Annotated in this window: 17 protein-coding genes and 1 pseudogene; 4 read left to right on the top strand and 14 right to left on the bottom strand. The window is 71.5% G+C overall.

What is annotated here, in order from left to right:
- Positions 1-4: 4 nt before the first annotated feature.
- The 4 genes from ACFY1U_RS03040 to lipB form a co-directional block, all read right to left on the bottom strand.
- The gene (locus ACFY1U_RS03040) at positions 5-706 is read right to left on the bottom strand and encodes a DUF4191 domain-containing protein (protein WP_389069665.1); all 702 of its coding nucleotides are present in this window, start codon (positions 704-706) and stop codon (positions 5-7) included.
- 60 nt (positions 707-766) lie between these two features.
- Positions 767-967 carry a hypothetical protein gene (locus ACFY1U_RS03045; RefSeq protein WP_390663207.1) on the bottom strand — a complete coding sequence of 67 codons (201 nt, stop codon included), beginning with the start codon at positions 965-967 and terminating at the stop codon, positions 767-769.
- Positions 968-1245: 278 nt separating this feature from the next.
- The gene (lipA, locus tag ACFY1U_RS03050; RefSeq protein ID WP_390692386.1) at positions 1246-2211 is read right to left on the bottom strand and encodes a lipoyl synthase; all 966 of its coding nucleotides are present in this window, start codon (positions 2209-2211) and stop codon (positions 1246-1248) included.
- 73 nt (positions 2212-2284) lie between these two features.
- Entirely contained in the window at positions 2285-3085 is an 801-nt protein-coding gene (gene lipB, locus ACFY1U_RS03055; protein WP_390692387.1) for a lipoyl(octanoyl) transferase LipB, read from the bottom strand.
- A 253-nt stretch (positions 3086-3338) separates the two neighbouring features.
- On the opposite strand from lipB, the gene ACFY1U_RS03060 reads away from it, so the two are divergent.
- A complete protein-coding gene (locus ACFY1U_RS03060) occupies positions 3339-4775 on the top strand; it encodes a regulator (protein WP_390692388.1) in 1437 nt (478 codons plus the stop codon).
- 93 nt (positions 4776-4868) lie between these two features.
- On the opposite strand, the gene ACFY1U_RS03065 is transcribed toward ACFY1U_RS03060, so the two are convergent.
- The 3 genes and pseudogenes from ACFY1U_RS03065 to ACFY1U_RS03075 all read right to left on the bottom strand — a co-directional run bounded on the left by ACFY1U_RS03065 (position 4869) and on the right by ACFY1U_RS03075 (position 7532).
- Positions 4869-6218: an NAD(P)/FAD-dependent oxidoreductase gene (locus ACFY1U_RS03065; protein ID WP_390692389.1), complete on the bottom strand. Its 1350-nt coding sequence runs from the start codon at positions 6216-6218 to the stop codon at positions 4869-4871.
- A gap of 187 nt (positions 6219-6405) precedes the next feature.
- A pseudogene (locus ACFY1U_RS03070) lies at positions 6406-6525 on the bottom strand (DUF1731 domain-containing protein); the annotation flags it as partial.
- Between the two features lie 101 nt (positions 6526-6626).
- Positions 6627-7532 carry a TIGR01777 family oxidoreductase gene (locus ACFY1U_RS03075; RefSeq protein WP_390692390.1) on the bottom strand — a complete coding sequence of 302 codons (906 nt, stop codon included), beginning with the start codon at positions 7530-7532 and terminating at the stop codon, positions 6627-6629.
- 38 nt (positions 7533-7570) lie between these two features.
- On the opposite strand from ACFY1U_RS03075, the gene ACFY1U_RS03080 reads away from it, so the two are divergent.
- The gene (locus ACFY1U_RS03080; protein WP_390692391.1) at positions 7571-8059 is read left to right on the top strand and encodes a GNAT family N-acetyltransferase; all 489 of its coding nucleotides are present in this window, start codon (positions 7571-7573) and stop codon (positions 8057-8059) included.
- Positions 8060-8069: 10 nt separating this feature from the next.
- Here the strand turns inward: ACFY1U_RS03080 and ACFY1U_RS03085 are convergent, their stop codons facing one another.
- Positions 8070-9254, bottom strand: coding sequence for a MarP family serine protease (locus ACFY1U_RS03085; protein ID WP_390692392.1), 1185 nt, complete (start codon positions 9252-9254; stop codon positions 8070-8072).
- A 274-nt stretch (positions 9255-9528) separates the two neighbouring features.
- Here ACFY1U_RS03085 and ACFY1U_RS03090 point away from each other — a divergent pair, with 274 nt between their 5' ends.
- Positions 9529-10272 (top strand): peptidoglycan recognition protein, encoded by a 744-nt coding sequence (locus ACFY1U_RS03090; RefSeq protein WP_390692393.1) that lies wholly within the window; start codon positions 9529-9531, stop codon positions 10270-10272.
- Positions 10273-10309: 37 nt separating this feature from the next.
- On the opposite strand, the gene ACFY1U_RS03095 is transcribed toward ACFY1U_RS03090, so the two are convergent.
- Positions 10310-11437, bottom strand: a complete 1128-nt coding sequence (locus tag ACFY1U_RS03095; RefSeq protein WP_390692394.1) for a lipid II:glycine glycyltransferase FemX — start codon at positions 11435-11437, stop codon at positions 10310-10312.
- A gap of 92 nt (positions 11438-11529) precedes the next feature.
- Between ACFY1U_RS03095 and ACFY1U_RS03100 the strand changes: the two genes are divergently transcribed.
- Entirely contained in the window at positions 11530-11754 is a 225-nt protein-coding gene (locus ACFY1U_RS03100) for a hypothetical protein (RefSeq protein ID WP_390692395.1), read from the top strand.
- Positions 11755-11757: 3 nt separating this feature from the next.
- Here the strand turns inward: ACFY1U_RS03100 and ACFY1U_RS03105 are convergent, their stop codons facing one another.
- The 5 genes from ACFY1U_RS03105 to aceE all read right to left on the bottom strand — a co-directional run bounded on the left by ACFY1U_RS03105 (position 11758) and on the right by aceE (position 17756).
- Entirely contained in the window at positions 11758-12297 is a 540-nt protein-coding gene (locus ACFY1U_RS03105) for a carboxymuconolactone decarboxylase family protein (protein ID WP_390692396.1), read from the bottom strand.
- A 27-nt stretch (positions 12298-12324) separates the two neighbouring features.
- A complete protein-coding gene (locus tag ACFY1U_RS03110; RefSeq protein WP_390692833.1) occupies positions 12325-12843 on the bottom strand; it encodes a DUF4240 domain-containing protein in 519 nt (172 codons plus the stop codon).
- A gap of 56 nt (positions 12844-12899) precedes the next feature.
- On the bottom strand, positions 12900-13892 hold the full coding sequence (locus tag ACFY1U_RS03115; protein ID WP_390692397.1) for a helix-turn-helix transcriptional regulator: 993 nt from the start codon (positions 13890-13892) through the stop codon (positions 12900-12902).
- 77 nt (positions 13893-13969) lie between these two features.
- Positions 13970-14884: a hypothetical protein gene (locus ACFY1U_RS03120; RefSeq protein WP_390692398.1), complete on the bottom strand. Its 915-nt coding sequence runs from the start codon at positions 14882-14884 to the stop codon at positions 13970-13972.
- Positions 14885-15053: 169 nt separating this feature from the next.
- Positions 15054-17756 (bottom strand): pyruvate dehydrogenase (acetyl-transferring), homodimeric type, encoded by a 2703-nt coding sequence (gene aceE / locus ACFY1U_RS03125; protein WP_390692400.1) that lies wholly within the window; start codon positions 17754-17756, stop codon positions 15054-15056.
- Between the last annotated feature and the right edge of the window lie 29 nt (positions 17757-17785).

Raw genomic sequence — 17785 nt, forward strand, 5'->3', positions numbered from 1 at the left:
GAAATCAGCGAGCCTTCGGCCCACCCCTGGGCAGCTTCATGCCCTTCGGCATCGGACCCTTCGGCAGCGGCATATTGCTCATCAGGTCACCCATGGCACGCAGCCGGTCATTGGTGGCCGTCACCTGCGGCCCGGTGAGCACGCGCGGAAGCTTCAGCATCGTGGTCCGCAGCTTCTTCAGCGGGACCTGGCCCTCGCCCGTGCCGACGATGACGTCGTGCACCGGTACGTCCGCGACGATGCGGTTCATCTTCTTCTTCTCGGCGGCCAGCAGGCTCTTCACCCGGTTCGGGTTGCCCTCGGCGACCAGGACGATGCCGGCCTTGCCGACGGCCCGGTGCACCACGTCCTGGCTGCGGTTCATCGCCACCGCGGGCGTCGTCGTCCAGCCCCGGCCGATGTTGTCCAGGACCGCCGCGGCCGCGCCCGGCTGGCCCTCCATCTGCCCGAAGGCCGCCCGCTCGGCCCGGCGCCCGAACACGATCGCCGTTCCGAGGAAGGCGAGCAGCAGGCCCAGGATGCCGAGATAGATGGGGTGACCGATCAAGAAACCGATCGCGAGGAAAACACCGAAGATGCCGATGCCGACAGCCGCGAGTACAAGACCGATCTTCTTGTCGGCCTTGCGGGTCATCTTGTAGGTCAGAGCGATCTGCTTCAGTCGCCCGGGGTTCGCAGCGTCCGCTGCAGGTTCCTTCCTCGCCATGCCACGAAGTCTACGTGGCCCCGGGAGCGCCGTACGACGGCACTGTCCGGAGGGTGGGATTCAGGGGCGGGCGACGAGGGTCTGCTCCATGACGCGCTGGGCCTCGACGCGGTCCTTGGCACGGCGGCGGTCCTCCAGGACGGAGGTCCACGCGTTGCGGCGGGCGGTGCGCTGACCGCTGCTCATGAGCAGCGACTCGACGGCACGCAGTGCAGTGGTGAACGACGGGATGGCGGTGGCGCGAACCGGCGCGGCCTGCATGATGGAGGTCCCCCCTCGGGATACGGGCACTGGGGCGGGTGTACGTGGCGTGAGTCCAGCGTCACTGATTGGTGTTACCAGGGCGTGACCGACCGGTCAAACACCAATGAAGCCTTGATGCGACGGGCGAAAACGTTGACGCGGCCCTGACGGCGCCCTCATCTGCGAGGACGGTCAGGGCCGCATCGAATCGGCCGTTACCGGCCAGTAGTTTCTTGTGCGCAGTTTCACACGGAATAGTGGCACTCCGTGCCATTCGGCGATGGGTCGTGCGACCGTCAGACGGCCTGCGAAGCGACGTAGGAACCCCGCTTCTCGACCGCCATCTGGTAGAGGCGTCCGGCCCGGTAGGAGGACCGGACCAGGGGGCCGGACATGACACCGGAGAAGCCGATCTGCTCGGCCTCCTCCTTCAGTTCCACGAACTCGTGCGGCTTCACCCAGCGCTCGACGGGGTGGTGGCGCACGGAGGGCCTCAGGTACTGGGTGATGGTGACCAGTTCGCAGCCCGCCTCGTGCAGCTGCTTGAGCGCGTCGCTGACCTCCTCGCGGGTCTCGCCCATGCCGAGGATGAGGTTCGACTTGGTGACGAGGCCGTAGTCGCGGGCGGCCGTGATGACCTTCAGCGAGCGGTCGTAGCGGAAGCCGGGGCGGATGCGCTTGAAGATCCGGGGCACCGTCTCGACGTTGTGCGCGAAGACCTCGGGACGGGAGGAGAAGACCTCTTCGAGCTGCTCCGGCACGGCGTTGAAGTCCGGGGCGAGCAGCTCCACCTTCGTCCGCCCGGCCTCGCGGCCCGCGGTCTGCTGGTGGATCTGGCGGACCGTCTCGGCGTACAGCCAGGCGCCGCCGTCCTCCAGGTCGTCGCGGGCGACACCGGTGATGGTGGCGTAGTTCAGGTCCATGGTGACCACGGACTCGCCGACGCGGCGCGGCTCGTCGCGGTCGAGTGCCTCGGGCTTGCCGGTGTCGATCTGGCAGAAGTCGCAGCGCCGGGTGCACTGGTCGCCGCCGATGAGGAAGGTCGCCTCGCGGTCCTCCCAGCACTCGTAGATGTTCGGGCAGCCGGCTTCCTGGCAGACCGTGTGCAGACCCTCGCTCTTCACGAGGTTCTGCATCTTCGTGTACTCGGGGCCCATTTTCGCCCGGGTCTTGATCCACTCGGGCTTGCGCTCGATGGGGGTCTGGCTGTTGCGGACCTCCAGGCGCAGCATCTTGCGTCCGTCGGGTGCGACTGCGGACACGACCGGCTCCCTAGCGTTGATTCTTCGGCGTGCTCAAGGGTACGCCCGTTGTTTTGAAAGCTTTCGGCGGTGTTCAGGCTGCCGGTGTCTTCTCGATCACCCTCGGCTTGAGGTCCGCGTTCTCCAGTACGTCCCTCAAGTGCCGCTCCACGACCGGCAGCACCTCCGCGATCGTCACGTCGCGGCCCAGCTCCCCGGCCAGGGAGGCGACGCCCGCGTCGCGGATGCCGCAGGGGATGATGCGGTCGAACCACCGGTTGTCCGGGTTCACGTTCAGCGCGAAGCCGTGCATGGTGACGCCCTTGGCCACGCGGATGCCGATCGCCGCGATCTTGCGGTCCTCGCGGCGCTGGCCGGCGTTGGACGGGGCGTACTCCGGGCCGTTCATCCGCGGGTCGAACTCCTCGTCGTGCAGACGGGGGTCGAAGTCCAGGGACAGCCCGCCGAGCGACGGACGCTGCTCCACCGGGTCGCCGAGGACCCACACCCCGCTGCGGCCCTCGACCCGCGTGGTCTCCACCCCGAACTCCGCGCAGGTGCGGATCAGGGCCTCTTCCAGGCGCCGCACATGCGCCACCACGTCCACCGGGCGCGGGAGCTTCTGGATGGGGTAGCCGACCAGCTGGCCCGGGCCGTGCCAGGTGATCTTGCCGCCGCGGTCCACGTCGATGACGGGGGTGCCGTCCAGGGGGCGCTCGTTGTCCGCCGTGCGCCGTCCGGCCGTGTACACCGGCGGGTGCTCCAGGAGCAGTACGGTGTCGGGGACCTCGTCGGCGAAGCGCGCCGCGTGCACCCGGCGTTGCTCGTCCCACGCCGTCTGGTACTCGACGGCCTCGGCACCGAATCCCATGCGGACGAACCGCAGCTCACTCACGGCAAGCGCCTCCCTAGAAGGTCGTAAGGCACGAAACGTGCCTACGCCACTGTACGACCGACCGCCTCGCGTCAGCCCTGCGGCCAATCCTCACACGATCGGATGAACGAGGGTCGAAGTGTGCGACCGCCTGCTCACTCTCCGCTACATTCACGCCGTTCACAGAGGCCATAAGGGCTGCTCACAGGCAATCCGGGCACACAGGGCCGGCAGAGGTCCCGGTAGGCCCGAAAGGCAGGAGACCGCACCGCAGATGACGGAACGACCCGCGCAGCGCACTCCCAACCGCCAGCTCGCCGCGCTCATCGCAGAAGCCGGGTTCTCCAACGCGGGTCTCGCCCGCCGAGTCGACCAGCTCGGCCTCGAACACGGGCTTGATCTCAGATACGACAAGACGTCGGTCACCCGCTGGCTGCGCGGGCAGCAGCCCCGCGGCACCACTCCCGCCCTGATCGCCGAGGTCTTCACCCGCCGCCTCGGCCGCCGCCTCACCGCCCAGGACCTCGGCCTCGACGCCTGTGCGCCGGTGTACGCCGGGCTCGAGTTCGCCGCGGCCCCCGAGGAGGCCGTCGACATCGTCGGGGGCCTGTGGCGCAAGGACTCCGGTTCGCACGCCGAGCTCCGGAAGATCGCGTTCACGCCCGCCGGTCTTGTCGTGCCCAGCCGCGACTGGCTGATCGGCCGCGCCGACGACAAGGTCGCCCGCGGCGAACAGCCCGCCCGGGTCCCCGCCCAGGGCCGCCCGGTGGTGCCCCGCCAGCGCGGCCAGGCCGAACGCGGCCCCGGCCAGAAGGTCACCGCCGGCGACATCGCCGCACTCCGCTCGGTCGGCGAACTGTTCCGCACCCTCGACGACAAGTACGGCGGCGGCCACGCCCGCCAGGCCCTGGTGCGCTACCTGGAGCACGAGTGCGAGCCGATGCTGCGCGGCACCTACGGCGAGCAGACGGGCCGCCGGCTGTTCGGCGCGGCCGCCGACCTGACCCGGCTCGCCGGCTGGACGTCGTACGACATCGCCGCGCACGGGCTCGCGCAGCGGTACTTCGTGCAGGCGCTGCGGCTCTCCCAGGCGGCCGGGGACCGGGCGTACGGCTCGTACGTGCTCGTCACCATGAGCCGGCAGGCCGTGTACCTGGGCCACGGACGGGAGGCCGTGCAGCTGGCCCGGGTCGCCCAGCAGGGCGTCGGGACCAGCGCCCCGCCGGTGGTGCAGGCGCTGCTGCACGCGGCCGAGGCGCGCGGGCACGGGGTGCTCGGCGAGGTGCGCAACTGCACCGCCTCGCTGGTGCGGGCGGAGCGGGCCCTGGAGGCCGCACGATCCGGTGACGAGGTGCCCTACTGGGCGCGGTTCTTCGACGAGGCGCAGCTTGCGGACGAGTTCGGGCACGCGCATCGGGATCTGCAGCAGTTCCGCGCGGCCGCGCAGCATGCGGAGCGGTCGCTGCAGTTGCGTGCGCCTGCGTATGCGCGGAGTCGGCTGTTCTGCCGGGTGGTGCTGGCCTCCGCCCGCCTGGGTCTGGGGGAGCTTGATCAGGCCTGTGCGTTGGGGGCGGAGGCGGCGAGTGCTGCGGCGGAGATGCGGTCGGTGCGGGCGGTTGAGTATGTGCGGGAGTTCGAGCGGCGGTTGGAGCCGTACAAGGATGCGGCGCCGGTGCGGGGGTATCGCGACAAGGTCGCGGCACTTGGGTGACTATTCGCCGTAACTCCGATTGCCCGATGTCTCGTGCGGCGATCGTCGTGGTTTCTCGCGCAGTTCCCCGCGCCTCTGACGGGGCGCGGTTGCTCACGCCGCTTGTTTGACCGCGCTGCTTGGTGGGTCTGCCGTGTGCATCGAACCCGTCGCCCCCAGGTCCGTCAGGATGGCTGTTGAGGCCCTGTGGGCCGAGTGGAGGGCTCCCTGGACTGTGCTGGTGTCGCGGTGGTCGCCGCAGACGTACAGGCCTGCCAGCAGCCTTACGGGGCGCCGGAGATCGTGTGGGGGGCGCATGGCGGGGACTGCCTCGGGGGTGTGGTGGACGGCGAGGGTCTCCCAGCGGGTGGTGGGGGTGCCGTAGAGGCGGGAGAGGTGCATGCGTACGGCGGTGTCCAGTTCCGGTGGGGGTGGGCCGAGGACCGTGGAGGAGATGAGGGCGCGGCCCGCGGGGGCGCGGCTGGGGTCCACCGCGCTGACGATCGCCGTGTGGGCGACCGGGCCGCCGCGGTCGGCGTCCAGGAGGAGGGACGAGCCGGTGGCCGGGGGCTCGTCCGTGGTGTGGTGAAGGACCGTCAGGGGGTGGAAGTCCGGTACGCGCAGGCCGGGGAGCAGGTCGGCGGCGGCGCGGGCGTCCGTCGCCAGGAGGACCGCCCGGCAGCGGATCTCGCCGAGTTCGGCGGTCGTGACCGCGCTGGTCGAGACCGAGGTGACGCGGACGCCGGTGTGGACCGTGCCGGGCGGCAGCGCTCGTGCGAGCAGTTCCGGGAGCATCTCGGCGCCGCCCTCCGGCAGACACAGGCGCCCGCGGGCGAAGGCGCGCAGCGCGAGGTCGGCGCACCGGCTGGAGGTGGTCAGCTCCGGGTCGCAGAGCAGGGCGGCCAGCAGCGGACGCAGGAAGCTGTCGATCGTGCGGGCGGGGACACCGCGGGCCGTGAGGGCCTGGGCGGCGGGCAGCTCCGGGCGGGACAGCAGGCGTTCGACGGGGATCGTGGCGAGCCGGGACAGGGCGTTGCCGAGGCGGGCCTGGTCGACGGCGGTGCCGAGCGGGGCGGTGGTCCGGGGGGCGCTCTTGGTGGGGGCGCTCGCCAGGGCGCGTACCGCATGGAGTGCGCCCCTTGCGCCCCCCGCGGCCGCCGGGGTGCCCGCGCGGTGGTGGCGTCCGTCGCTGTGCAGCAGGACGCCGGGCGCGAACGGGCGCAGCACGAGCGCGTCCAGCCCGGGGGTCAGCCGTAGTTCGGGATACGCCGTGGACAGCAGCTGGCCGATGCGGTCTAGCCGGAAACCGTCGACCTTCTCCGTCGACATGCGGCCCCCCACGCAAGGGGCGGCCTCCAGGACCGCGGTCGTCACTCCTGCGCTGGTCAGCCGATGCGCCGCGGAGAGTCCGGCAACCCCGGCTCCCACGATCACGACGTCCGCCTGGTACGCGGGCTCAAGCACGTGCCCCTCCTCGAGGTTGCGCCGCCGGTGGAGACGTCATGCCCCCAACTGGCTCCAGGGATACCCGAGTTCGGGTCGAGGTTAGGGCTGCGAGCGGTCAAGTGCAGTCGCGCATGAACAGGGCACGGTCGCACAACGGTCGCATACGGTCACGCCTTCTTTGTCGTGCCCCCGAGGCGCCTCCGCCCTACGTCTCCGTGAGCGCGGCCCTCCGCGCCCCTTCGATGTCCGGGAACGCGAACGTGAAGCCCGACTCCAGGAGCCGTTTGGGCAGCACCCGTGCGCTGCCGAGGACGTCCCCGGTCATGTCGCCGAGTACGTCCGCAGTACCGGGGGCGGGTGAGGAGAGCAGCGTCGGATGGTGCGGCATGCACCCCATCGGCGCGGTGATCTCGGGGTGTCTGGGTCCTACTGCTCCGCGAGCGCGGCCTTCAGTGCCCCTTCGATGTCCGGGTACGTGAATGTGAAGCCCGACTCCAGGAGCCGTTTGGGCAGCACCCGTGCGCTGCCGAGGACGTCCCCGGCCATTTCGCCGAGCACTGTTCGTAGGACGGGGGCTGGTACGGGGAACAGTGCCGGGCGGTGCAGTACGCGGCCCATGGCTGCGGTGATCTCGCGGTTGGTGAGCGGGTTCGGGGCGGTGAGGTTCAAGGGGCCGGACAGGGTGTCCGTCTCGATGAGATGGCGGATCGCGGCCACCTCGTCGTGCAGCGCGATGTACGACCAGTACTGGCGGCCGTCGCCCATGCGTCCGCCGAGGCCCGCCTTGAACAGCGGGAACAGCCGGCCCCAGGCGCCGCCGCCGCGGGCCACCACCAGACCCGTCCGGGTGAACACGGTCCGCACGCCCGCCTCCTGCGCGGGAGCCGCCGCGCCCTCCCACTCCACGCACAGCTCCGGCAGGAACCCGGTCCCGGGCGGCGCGCTCTCGTCGACCGCCCGGTCGCCGGTCTCGCCGTAGTAGCCCATCGCGCTGCCGTTCACGAACACCCGCGGCTTCTCGTCCAGCGCGGCGATCGCCCCGGCCAGCGCGGCGGTGCCGAGCACCCGGCTGCTCCGGATACGCGTCTTGTACTCGTCCGTCCAGCGGCGGTCGCCCACCCCGGCGCCCGCCAGGTTCACCACGACCTCGCACCCGGAGAGCACGGCCGGGTCCACGCGCCCGCCCTCCGGGTCCCAGCGGACCTCGTCCTTCGCCCGGGGCGCCCGGCGCACCAGCCGCACCACCTCGTGCCCGCCGGCGGTCAGGGACCGCACCAGGGCGCCGCCGATGAGCCCGGACGCACCGGCCACCGCGATTCGGGAACGTTCCATGGGCCCATTCTGCTCGGGGGACTCATAAGGTGGCCGTCATGCCGGTTCCGTTCATACGCCACGCAACCCTCGGCGACGAGGAGACGCTGGGGCGCCTCGACCGTGTCACCTGGTCCCCGCTGCACTCCGTGCAGCCGCGCCCCCAACCGCCGTACGAGCCCTTCTACAACGAGCGGTTCGGGCCCCGGGACCATCTGGTCGCGGAGTTCGACGGGGAGGTCGTCGGCTACATCCGGCTGGCCCGTCCGACCCCGCTCGTCTGCAACGCCCATGTCCGGCAGATCCAGGGGCTCGTCGTCGCCGAGCAGGCGCGGGGCGCCGGCGTCGGGCGGGCGCTGCTGCGGGCGGTGCGGGAGGAGGCCCGCAATCAGGGCGCGCGCCGGCTCACGCTGCGCGTCCTCGGCCACAACACCCCGGCCCGCAAGCTGTACGAGGCCGAGGGGTTCGTCGTCGAGGGGATCCTGCCCGGCGAGTTCCTGCTGGAGGGCGAGTACGTCGACGACGTGCTCATGGGGTGCAGTCTGTGACCCGCCCGCTCTAGGACGTGACCAGGTCCCCCGTGTCCACCGACGCCGTCGCGTCCGCCGCGCGCCGGGCGTCGGGGGCCACCTCTGCCGCCGTCAGGACGTAACCCGTCTCGTTGTCGGAGGTCGAGCGGGCGAAGACCACGCCGTAGACGCGGCCGTCGGTCGTCAGCAGTGGGCCCCCGGAGTTGCCGGGGCGGACGGTCGAGCGGATCGAGTAGATCTCGCGGGTCACCATGGCGTCGCTGTAGATGTTCTGGCCGGTCGCCCGCACCCGGTTCGCGACCGTCGCCGCCTGGAGGTCGAGGTCGCCGTCCTGCGGATAGCCGGCCACGACCGCCGAGTCGCCGCGCGAGGCGCCGTCGTCGAACTTCAGGACCGGCGCGCGCAGCCCGGGCACGTACAGAACGGCCACGTCCCTGTCGGGGTCGAAGAGCACCACCCGTGCCTCGTACGACCGCCCGACCCCGCCGATCCGCACGTTCGGGTTGTCGATGCCGGCCACCACGTGCGCGTTGGTCATCACATGGTCGCGGGCGTACACGAACCCGCTGCCCTCGCGTCCCTGGGTGCCGGAGACGCCCTCGATCTTCACCGTGCTGCGCTTGGCCGCGTTGGTGGCGCTCGCCGTGACGCTGTCGCCGGTGGGCTTGGCGACCTCGGCCGTCGACTCGTTCTCGAACGGGTTGAACACCTGCGGGAAGCCCGCCTGGGTGAGTGCCGAGGTGGCCCGGGAGAACCAGGTGGGGGTGGTGTCCGGCATGGCGTCCTGCACGGCACCGAGCAGCGCCGAGTCCCGGATCGCGGTCGTGAGCAGCGGTGACGAGGAGGCGCCCAGGACGCTCGCGGCGACCCAGGCCACGATCAGCACGGCGACCGAGTTGGCCGCGGCCCCGCCGACCCCGTCGGCCACCCTCAGCGGTCCCCGGTCCAGCTCCCGGCGCAGCCTGAGCGCGAGACGCCCCGCCAGCTCGTGGACCACCACGGCAGGGAGCAGCACGGTCAGCACCGCGGTCACCGTTGCCTGGGCCGTGCCCGCCGTCACCAGGTCCATCATCCAGGGCAGGATCCACACGCCGAGCACCGCGCCGCCCACGAACCCGGCGAGCGAGACACAGCCGGCCACCAGTCCGCGCCGGTAGCCCGATGCCGCGTAGGCCACGACCACCAGCAACAGCAGGATGTCGAGCAGGTCCACAGAGCCGCCTTTCTCTCAGACCCCTTAGTACGCGCGGGACGGGCCCAGTGATCAGCCACGCGCGCGTGCATGAGGAGAAACGCCCCGGACCTGGACGATGGTTCCACCGGGTGGCACAGCACACATCGCGGACGGGGCGGATCGGGCCGAGAGTGGGTGCATGCGCGTCCGAAGATCGCGAGGACCCCGGCACGCACGCGCGGCGCCCGCGCGACGGAGCCGCACATCGGCCAGGACACCGGCCGCTGCCCCGGCGGGGCGCGGTGTCCCGCGCGTGCTGCTCGCCTGCCTGCCCGGGCTGGCCGCGGCCCTCGGACTGGTCCTGTGCGCCGACGGCATCGGAAACCCGGCCGCGAAGCCCCGGCCGCCCGTCGCGGCCCCGCGCCCCGCCGCGCGGCACACCGCGCCCAGGCCCCAGATCGTGCCCCGGTCGGCCTGGCTCGACTCCCTCGCCCGGCACGCCCAGCCGCCCCCGCGTTACGACGACAAGGTGGTCGCGGTCTTCGTCCACCACACCGACTCGCCGAACGACTACGACTGCGCCGAGGCGCCCCGCATCATCCGCTACCTCTACGCGGGCCAGACCGGCGTCCGGAACTGGGACGACATCGGCTACAACTTCCTCGTCGACCGCTGCGGCACCGTCTACGAGGGCCGCGCCGGCGGCGTGGACCGCGCCGTCACGGGCGCCCACACCCAGGGTTTCAACCACCGTACGGCAGGCATCGCCGCCCTCGGCACGTTCACCGCGGGCGCCACTGTCCCGCAGGCCATGACGGATGCGATAGCCGCGCTCGCCGCCTGGAAACTGGGCCTCGCCGACATCGACCCGCGCGCCGAGGCGCGCCTGGTCTCCAGCAACAGCCTCAGCCGCTACGCCTCCGGCACCACCGCCACCCTGCCCGCCCTCGCCGCCCACAAGGACGCGTTCATGACCAGTTGCCCCGGCCTGGCCCTCACCGCCCGCCTCCCCGGGATCAGACAGCTGGCGGCGCAGCTGCAGGGCCGCACGCCCTAGCGGCACCCACGCGGCGGAGCCGCACATCAACACAGCCTCACCTGCGCCCGAGATACGCTCCCAGCGCCCGCTGCAGCACCTTGCCCTGGCTGCCCACCGGCAGCTTCCACTCGCCGAGGTACTCCACCGCGCGGCCGCCCGCGCCCGTCTTGAAGCGGAGCCGGTTCAGCAGCCGGTTCTCGCTCAGGACGGGGGTGACGGAGCGCAGGTCGTACGTGGCGGCCCCCGCCGCCCGCGCGTGGCACAGCATGCGCCACAACAGCGCGCTGCTGGGCCGCAGTTCACGCCCCCGGCGGCCGGACGCGGCGTACGAGTGCCAGGCGCGCGAGCCGACGTTGATCATGAGCGCGGCGGAGAGCACCTCGCCGTCGTACTCGGCGAGATACAGCCGCAGCCGGTCGTCGTCCTCCGCGTTCAGCGCCTTCCACATGCGCCGGAAGTAGTCCAGCGGGCGGGACTTGAAGCCGTCGCGGGCGGCGGTCGCGGTGTACAGCCGGTGGAACTCGGGCAGGTCGGCGGCCGCGCCCCAGCCGACGCGCACACCTGCCAGCTCGGACGTCCGCAGGGACTGCTCCCAGTGCGGCGCCAGCGCCCCGCGCAGCTCGTCCACCGAACGCCCCGCGAGCGGTATGTGGCAGCCGTAGCGTGGCTGGCCGAGCCCGAATCCGCTGCCCTCGTCCTCCTCGCACCGCCGCCACCCGAGCCGCCCCAGCCGCTCCGCCACGTCCAGCGCGTACCCGTCGAGGCCGTCCGCCGGCAGATCGTGCAGATGGCGTACGTCGGGGTCGGCGATGCCCGCCGCGACACCGGCCGCCTCCCAGTGGCGTACGACAAGGGGCGGTCCGATCCGGAGCGAGAACGACCCGCGCTCCTCGACGTGGGCGACGAGCGGGTCCAGCAGGCGTTCCAGGCGAGGGTGGCGCCAGTCGATCGCGGGCCCGTCAGGGAGATAGGCGAGGCAGCGCCGGGTGCCGGGCAGCGGCCGGTACAGCACGAGGGCCGCGGCGACCATCGTCCTGCCCTCGAACCAACCGACGCTCTCCGCCTGCCAGTCGGGCTTCACATCGCCCCACTCGGGGATCTGGAGGTGGCTCGCGTCGGGGTACTGCCGCAGGTGGGCCAGGTGTTCCTCGCGGGTGATCTCCCTTACGTACGGGCTGGTCATGGCCTCACAGGTTCCTCTCAGCCGCCTCACGGATCATCCCGAGGCGCCCTCCCTATCGTCATGCACACGCACGGACTGGAGGTGGGGAAGAAGTGAACAGTCACAGCAACACCACGCACAAGACCGAGGGCCGGTCCCGGAGCGCCCACGGCCCCTGGGCGGCGCTCTGCGCGGCCGTGGCCGTCGTCCTGGGCCCGGCCGCCGTCACCGCGTCCGCGCTCGACCAGGCCAACGCCGCGCCGATGCACCACGCGGTCAAGGCCGGCCACACGCAGGCCTACATCCCCTCGGACCCGGACCGGCGACGGACGGCCTGACCCTCATCCGGGGTCGCCGCCCACCAGCCCCAGGAACTGCTCCCCGGACGGGTCGATGTCCACCGCGAGCCCGTTCAGCAGGCCGGCCAGCATGATGTAGTAGCCGGTCGTGGTGACGATCTCGATCACCTGCCGGTCGGTGAAGCAGGCGCGGAGAGCCGACAGCGTGCCCTCGGACAGGGTGTGCCGGGACACCAGCTCGAAGGCCGCCGTCAGCGCCGCCGACTCGGACTCGTCGAACTCCGGCCCGTCGGCGCGCCGTTCGGCGGCAGCCGCCAGCTGCTCGGGTGTCACCCCCGCGTTCAGGGCGATCGGGCGGTGCTGGACGGACCCGTACTCGCACCGCGTACCGGCCGCGACCGCCATCACCACCAGCTCGCGCAACCGGACCGAGAGCGTCGACTCACGCAGCACCGCCAGCCCCAGATCGATCGTCGGGCCCGTCAGCGGCGGGGCGTGCGAGAGCATACGGAAGGCGTTGAGCGGTACGGGCAGCCGGGCGACGGCGTCGGACGGCCGCTCAGGGTACGGAATTCGAGCCATGATCCCCCTCATGCACGGATGTGAACGTCACTCCCGGAACCGCTCCCACAGCTTGGGATACCGCTCCGCCAGCGCCCGTTCGTTCTCGAAGTCGATCGGTGTGCCCTCCGGCTCGGAAGCCGGGGCCGGGATGCCCAGGTCGGGGGCGACAGTCCCGGTGAGCTGCTCGTAGGCCTCGTCCGCCGCGTAACCCAGCTCCTCCCCGTCCCCGTCGATCTCCTCGTCGAAGTCGTCCAGGAGGTCGGCCAGCGAGTCCGGGTGGTGCACGGCTCCCTCGTAGACCTCCCGCCCCTGCCCGATCAGCCAGCACCGGAAGAAGTCGAACGCGTCGTCGCTCGCCCCGTCGAGCAGCACCCAGGCGGCACCCCACAGATCCCAGCTGTAGGCCCGGTTGTAGCGGGACTCGAAATGCCGGGAGAAGTCCAGGACGGTCTCCGGGTCGAGCTCCACAAGCCGCTCCACCAGCAGGTCCGCCTGCTCCTCGGGGTCGCCCTCGGCGGCCTCGCGGGCGGCGTCCACCAGCTCCCAGAACTCCGACTCTTCCATCACGGGTCCAGCATCGGCCCTGGGTGGGTGGGGCGCACGTGGAGTGTGGCGGATTGTTATGTCCCGTTCAGCCGGTCGTACAGCGCGGCCAGCCGTGCCGCATCGTCCGCGAAACGCCCGCGCAGGCTCTCCGGCGCCAGCACCTCCACCTCCGGGCCGAGCCCCGTGAGCTGCCCGTGCGCCACCTGCTCCGACTCCACCGGGAGCGTCACCGTGAGCCACCCGTCCTCGTCCGGGGGCCCCGCGGCCGCCAACGCCTCCCGTGCCGAAGCCGGATCGACGGCGTACGGAAGTCTTCGGACCCCGTCCGCCGACAGCCGTACGACCACCTCGGCCCGCAGGATCGACCGCGCGAACTGCTCCGCCTGCTCCGTCCAGAAAGCGGGCAGGCCGAACTCCTCGTCCCGTGTGAAGCGCTCCGCGCAGACGTCCACCGCCGTGAACCGGTCGATGCGGTAGACGCGGTACGGCCCACGGTCCGGTTCGGCCACCCGCGCGCACAGGTACCAGACCCCGGCCTTGAGCACGAGCCCGTACGGCTCCAGCTCCCGCTCGACCTCGCGGTCCCCCTTGCGGTAGCGGGCGGTGACCCGCCGGTCGTCCCACACCGCGTCCGCGAAGGCGGGCAGCAGCGCGGGTGTCTTCGGCTCGGTGAACCAGGTCGGCGCGTCCAGGTGGAAGCGCTGCGCGGCGGTCTTCGAGGCGTCGCGCAGGGAGGGCAGCAGGGCCGCCGACACCTTCAGCCGGGCCGCGGAGGCCGCGTCCTCCAGCCCCATCTCCCGCAGTGCCCCCGGTACACCGGACAGGAACAGCGCCTCGGCCTCACTGCGCGCAAGGCCGGTCAGCCGGGTGCGATAGCCGCCGATGAGCCGGTAACCGCCCGCCCGGCCACGGTCCGCGTACACGGGCACGCCCGCCTCGGACAGCGCCTGCGCATCCCGTGTCACCGTCCGCTCCGACACCTCCAGCTCACGCGCCAGCTCGGCGGCGGTCATGGAGGGCCGGCCCTGGAGCAGGAGGACCATCTTGATGAGACGGGCGGCGCGCATACGGACATGATGCGGGAGGCCATTGACAGAGTGGGGCCGAAGGCGACGCGGGTCGGCGCCCTCGGCCCGGCAGCCCGCTACCGAAGCGGGGGCAAACCGTTGCCCCGCCGCACGCGGCGGACTCTGCGTCGGCCCGCGCCGGGGAGGCGCAGGTCCAGGTCGAGGCCGGGCGGTTCCGGGCCCGGGTCCTCCAGTACTGGCCCAGGTGGGGTCGGCGTCTCCTCGTCCGGCAGTTCGTCCACTTTCCGTTCCACCCCGGAGGCATCGGGCGGGCGCGGGGGCACATCGTCGATGGCGGCGAGTGCATCCGGTTCGTCCGGCGGCTCCTCGCCGAGGTCCCACAGCAGGTCGTGGAGTTCCGGCGAGTCGGGTTCAGTGGCGAGCGTCTCGATGCCGTCCATGCACTCGGTGAATCGCGCGACGTTCGTTGCGTAGACGGCTTCGGCCAGCAGCTCCGTGGTGTCCCCGAACAGCATCAGCGCCGACGGGTGCAGGAGGTAGCGCGCCACTTTCACGGTCGTCGTCAGCGTTTCGTCCCCGGCCGCCGCCTCCTTGAGCAGCCGGAACTCCCAGTCGGCGCCGTCGTCGGACCTGACCAGCCTGAGTGTGCCCAGCCCATCCAGGAAGTCCGTCATGAGGCGTTCACCGGCATGGGGCCCCTCCTGCCCCGGCCCCACCACGTGCAGGATCGCCTGCAGGTCGGACGCGCGCCAGTTGTGTGCCCGGACGAAGACGGCCGCCTCCGTCACGAGCCGGATCAGCTCCTCCGCCTTGTCGGGCGACAGGTCGGTGGGCCAGCACAGGTCGAAGCGGCCCGTCAGCGCCGCGAAGTCCAGGTACAACTCGTCGAGGACCTCCTCGACGTCCTCTGCCCTGTACTCACCCCGCACCATCGCCTGCGCCTCCCTGGCCGTCCTCAGGACATGCCGGGCCGCGTTGTCCAGCTGCAACCGGGTCATCACCCGGGGCGTGCGCGGCTGCTCTTCGGTCAAGGCCCCCACCACCTTTTCCTCAGGAATCAGCACAAGGTACTGGAGGCGGAACATGTGCACCAGACCGCGTAACCCGGACCTGTCGGCAGAACCCGGGTCAACTGGCTGAAAACACATGCGGCGGGTAGGAGGGCATGTGCGCCCTCCTACCCGCCGCAACGGCCGACTTCTACAGTCCGTACTTCTCCCGCGCTTCCTTCACCGCCGTCGCCTTGACCTCGCCGCGCCTGGCCAGCTGGGCCAGGGCCGCGACGACGATCGACTGGGCGTCGACGCCGAAGTGGCGGCGGGCCGCCTCGCGGGTGTCGGAGAGGCCGAAGCCGTCCGCGCCGAGCGAGGAGTAGTCCTGGTCCACCCACTGCGCGATCTGGTCCGGGACCTGGCGCATGTAGTCGGAGACCGCGAGCACCGGGCCCTCGGCGCCGTGCAGCGCCTGGCGGACGTACGGCACGCGCTCCTCGCCGCGCAGCAGCGCCGCGTCGGCCTCCAGGGCGTCGCGTCGCAGCTCCGTCCAGGAGGTCGCCGACCAGACGTCGGCCGCGATGCCCCACTCCTCCGCGAGCAGCTTCTGCGCCTCCAGCACCCAGTGGATCGCCGTACCGGAACCCAGCAGCTGGATGCGCGGTGCGTTGGCCACCGGCGAGAGCCCGGCCGACTCCGCCGTGTTGAAGCGGTACAGGCCCTTGACGATGCCCTCGTCGATGCCGAGGCCGGCCGGCTTCGCGGGCTGCGGCAGCGGCTCGTTGTAGACGGTGAGGTAGTAGAAGACGTTCGGGTCCTCGCCCGGCGCCGCCTCGCCGTACATGCGACGCAGACCGTCCTTGACGATCGTCGCCACCTCGTACGCGAACGCCGGGTCGTACGTCAGCGCCGCCGGGTTCGTCGCGGCGATCACCGGCGAGTGGCCGTCGGCGTGCTGCAGGCCCTCGCCCGTCAGCGTCGTACGGCCGGCCGTCGCGCCGACCAGGAAGCCGCGGCCGAGCTGGTCGCCGAGCTGCCACATCTGGTCGGCCGTGCGCTGCCAGCCGAACATCGAGTAGAAGATGTAGAACGGGATCATCGCTTCGCCGTGCGTGGAGTACGCGGTCGACGCGGCGATGAAGTCGGCCATCGAACCGGCCTCGGTGATCCCCTCGTTGAGGATCTGGCCGTTCTTGGCCTCCTTGTAGTACATCAGCTGGTCGCGGTCGACCGGCTCGTACGTCTGGCCCTTGGGGGAGTAGATCCCGAGGGACGGGAAGAGCGACTCCATGCCGAAGGTGCGCGCCTCGTCGGGGACGATCGGCACCCAGCGCTTGCCGGTCTCCTTGTCGCGGACCAGGTCCTTGATCAGGCGCACGAAGGCCATGGTGGTGGCCACGTTCTGCGTGCCGGAGCCCTTGTCGAAGGAGGCGAAGGCCTTCTCGGCGGGGGCGGGCAGCGGCGCGAGCGCGTGCGTACGGCGGGCCGGGGCCGGACCGCCGAGGGCCGCGCGGCGCTCCTGGAGGTAGCGGACCTCGGGGGAGTCGGCGCCGGGGTGGCCGTAGGGCACCTGACCGTCGACGAACTGGCTGTCCGAGATGGGGAGTTCGAGCAGATCACGCATCTTCTTGAACTCGTCCACCGACAGCTTCTTCATCTGGTGGTTGGCGTTCTTCGACGCGAAGCCCTCACCGAGGGTGAAGCCCTTGACGGTCTGGGCCAGGATCACGGTCGGGGCGCCCTTGTGGTCGAGGGCGGCCTTGTAGGCGGCGTAGACCTTGCGGGCCTCGTGGCCACCGCGCGACAGGTGGAAACACTCGAGGATCTTGTCGTCGCTCAGCAGCTTCGCCATCTCGACGAGCGCCGGGTCCTTGCCGAAGAAGTCCTCGCGGATGTAGGCCGCGTCGCGCGTCTGGTACGTCTGCACCTGGGCGTCCGGTACCTCGCGCAGCCGGCGTACGAGCGCGCCCGTGGTGTCGAGCTGGAAGAGCTCGTCCCAGGCCGTACCCCACAGCGTCTTCACGACGTTCCAGCCGGCGCCGCGGAACTGGGCCTCCAGCTCCTGCACGATCTTGAAGTTCGCGCGGACCGGACCGTCGAGGCGCTGCAGGTTGCAGTTGATGACAAAGGTCAGGTTGTCCAGGCCCTCGCGGCTGGCGAGTGCGAGTGCCGCCGTCGACTCGGGCTCGTCCATCTCGCCGTCGCCGAGGAACGCCCACACGTGGGACGAGGAGACGTCCTTGATGCCGCGCGCCGTCAGATAGCGGTTGAAGCGGGCCTGGTAGATCGCCGACAGCGGGCCGAGGCCCATGGAGACCGTCGGGAACTCCCAGAGCCAGGGCAGGCGCCGCGGGTGCGGGTACGACGGCAGGCCGTTGCCCCCGGCCTCCTGGCGGAAGTTGTCGAGGTGCGCCTCGGTCAGCCGGCCGTCGAGGAAGGCGCGGGCGTAGATGCCGGGGGAGGCGTGGCCCTGGATGTAGAGCTGGTCGCCCGAGCCGTCGGCCTCCTTGCCCTTGAAGAAGTGGTTGAAGCCGGTCTCGTACAGCCAGGCCGCGGAGGCGAAGGTGGCGATGTGGCCGCCGACGCCGTGTTTCGCGCCCCGGGTCACCATCGCGGCCGCGTTCCAGCGGTTCCACGCGGTGATCTTGCGCTCCATCTCCTCGTCACCGGGCACGCCCGGCTCGGCGGCGGTGGGGATGGTGTTGACGTAGTCCGTCTCGAGGAGCTTGGGCAGCGTGACACCGGTGCCCTCCGCGCGCTCCAGCGTGCGGCGCATCAGATACGCGGCACGGTGCGGGCCCGCCGCCTTGGCGACCGCGTCCAGGGAGGCCTGCCATTCGGCGGTCTCCTCGGGGTCCCGGTCGGGGAGCTGGTCGAGCTCGCTCGGCTGGATGGCGTTGGGGTCGGTCATGTCGCCGCCTTCCTCAGTCGAAGGGGGTT

It is taken from the genome of Streptomyces sp. NPDC001351 (genome assembly GCF_042896045.1).
Classification (GTDB): Bacteria; Actinomycetota; Actinomycetes; order Streptomycetales; family Streptomycetaceae; genus Streptomyces.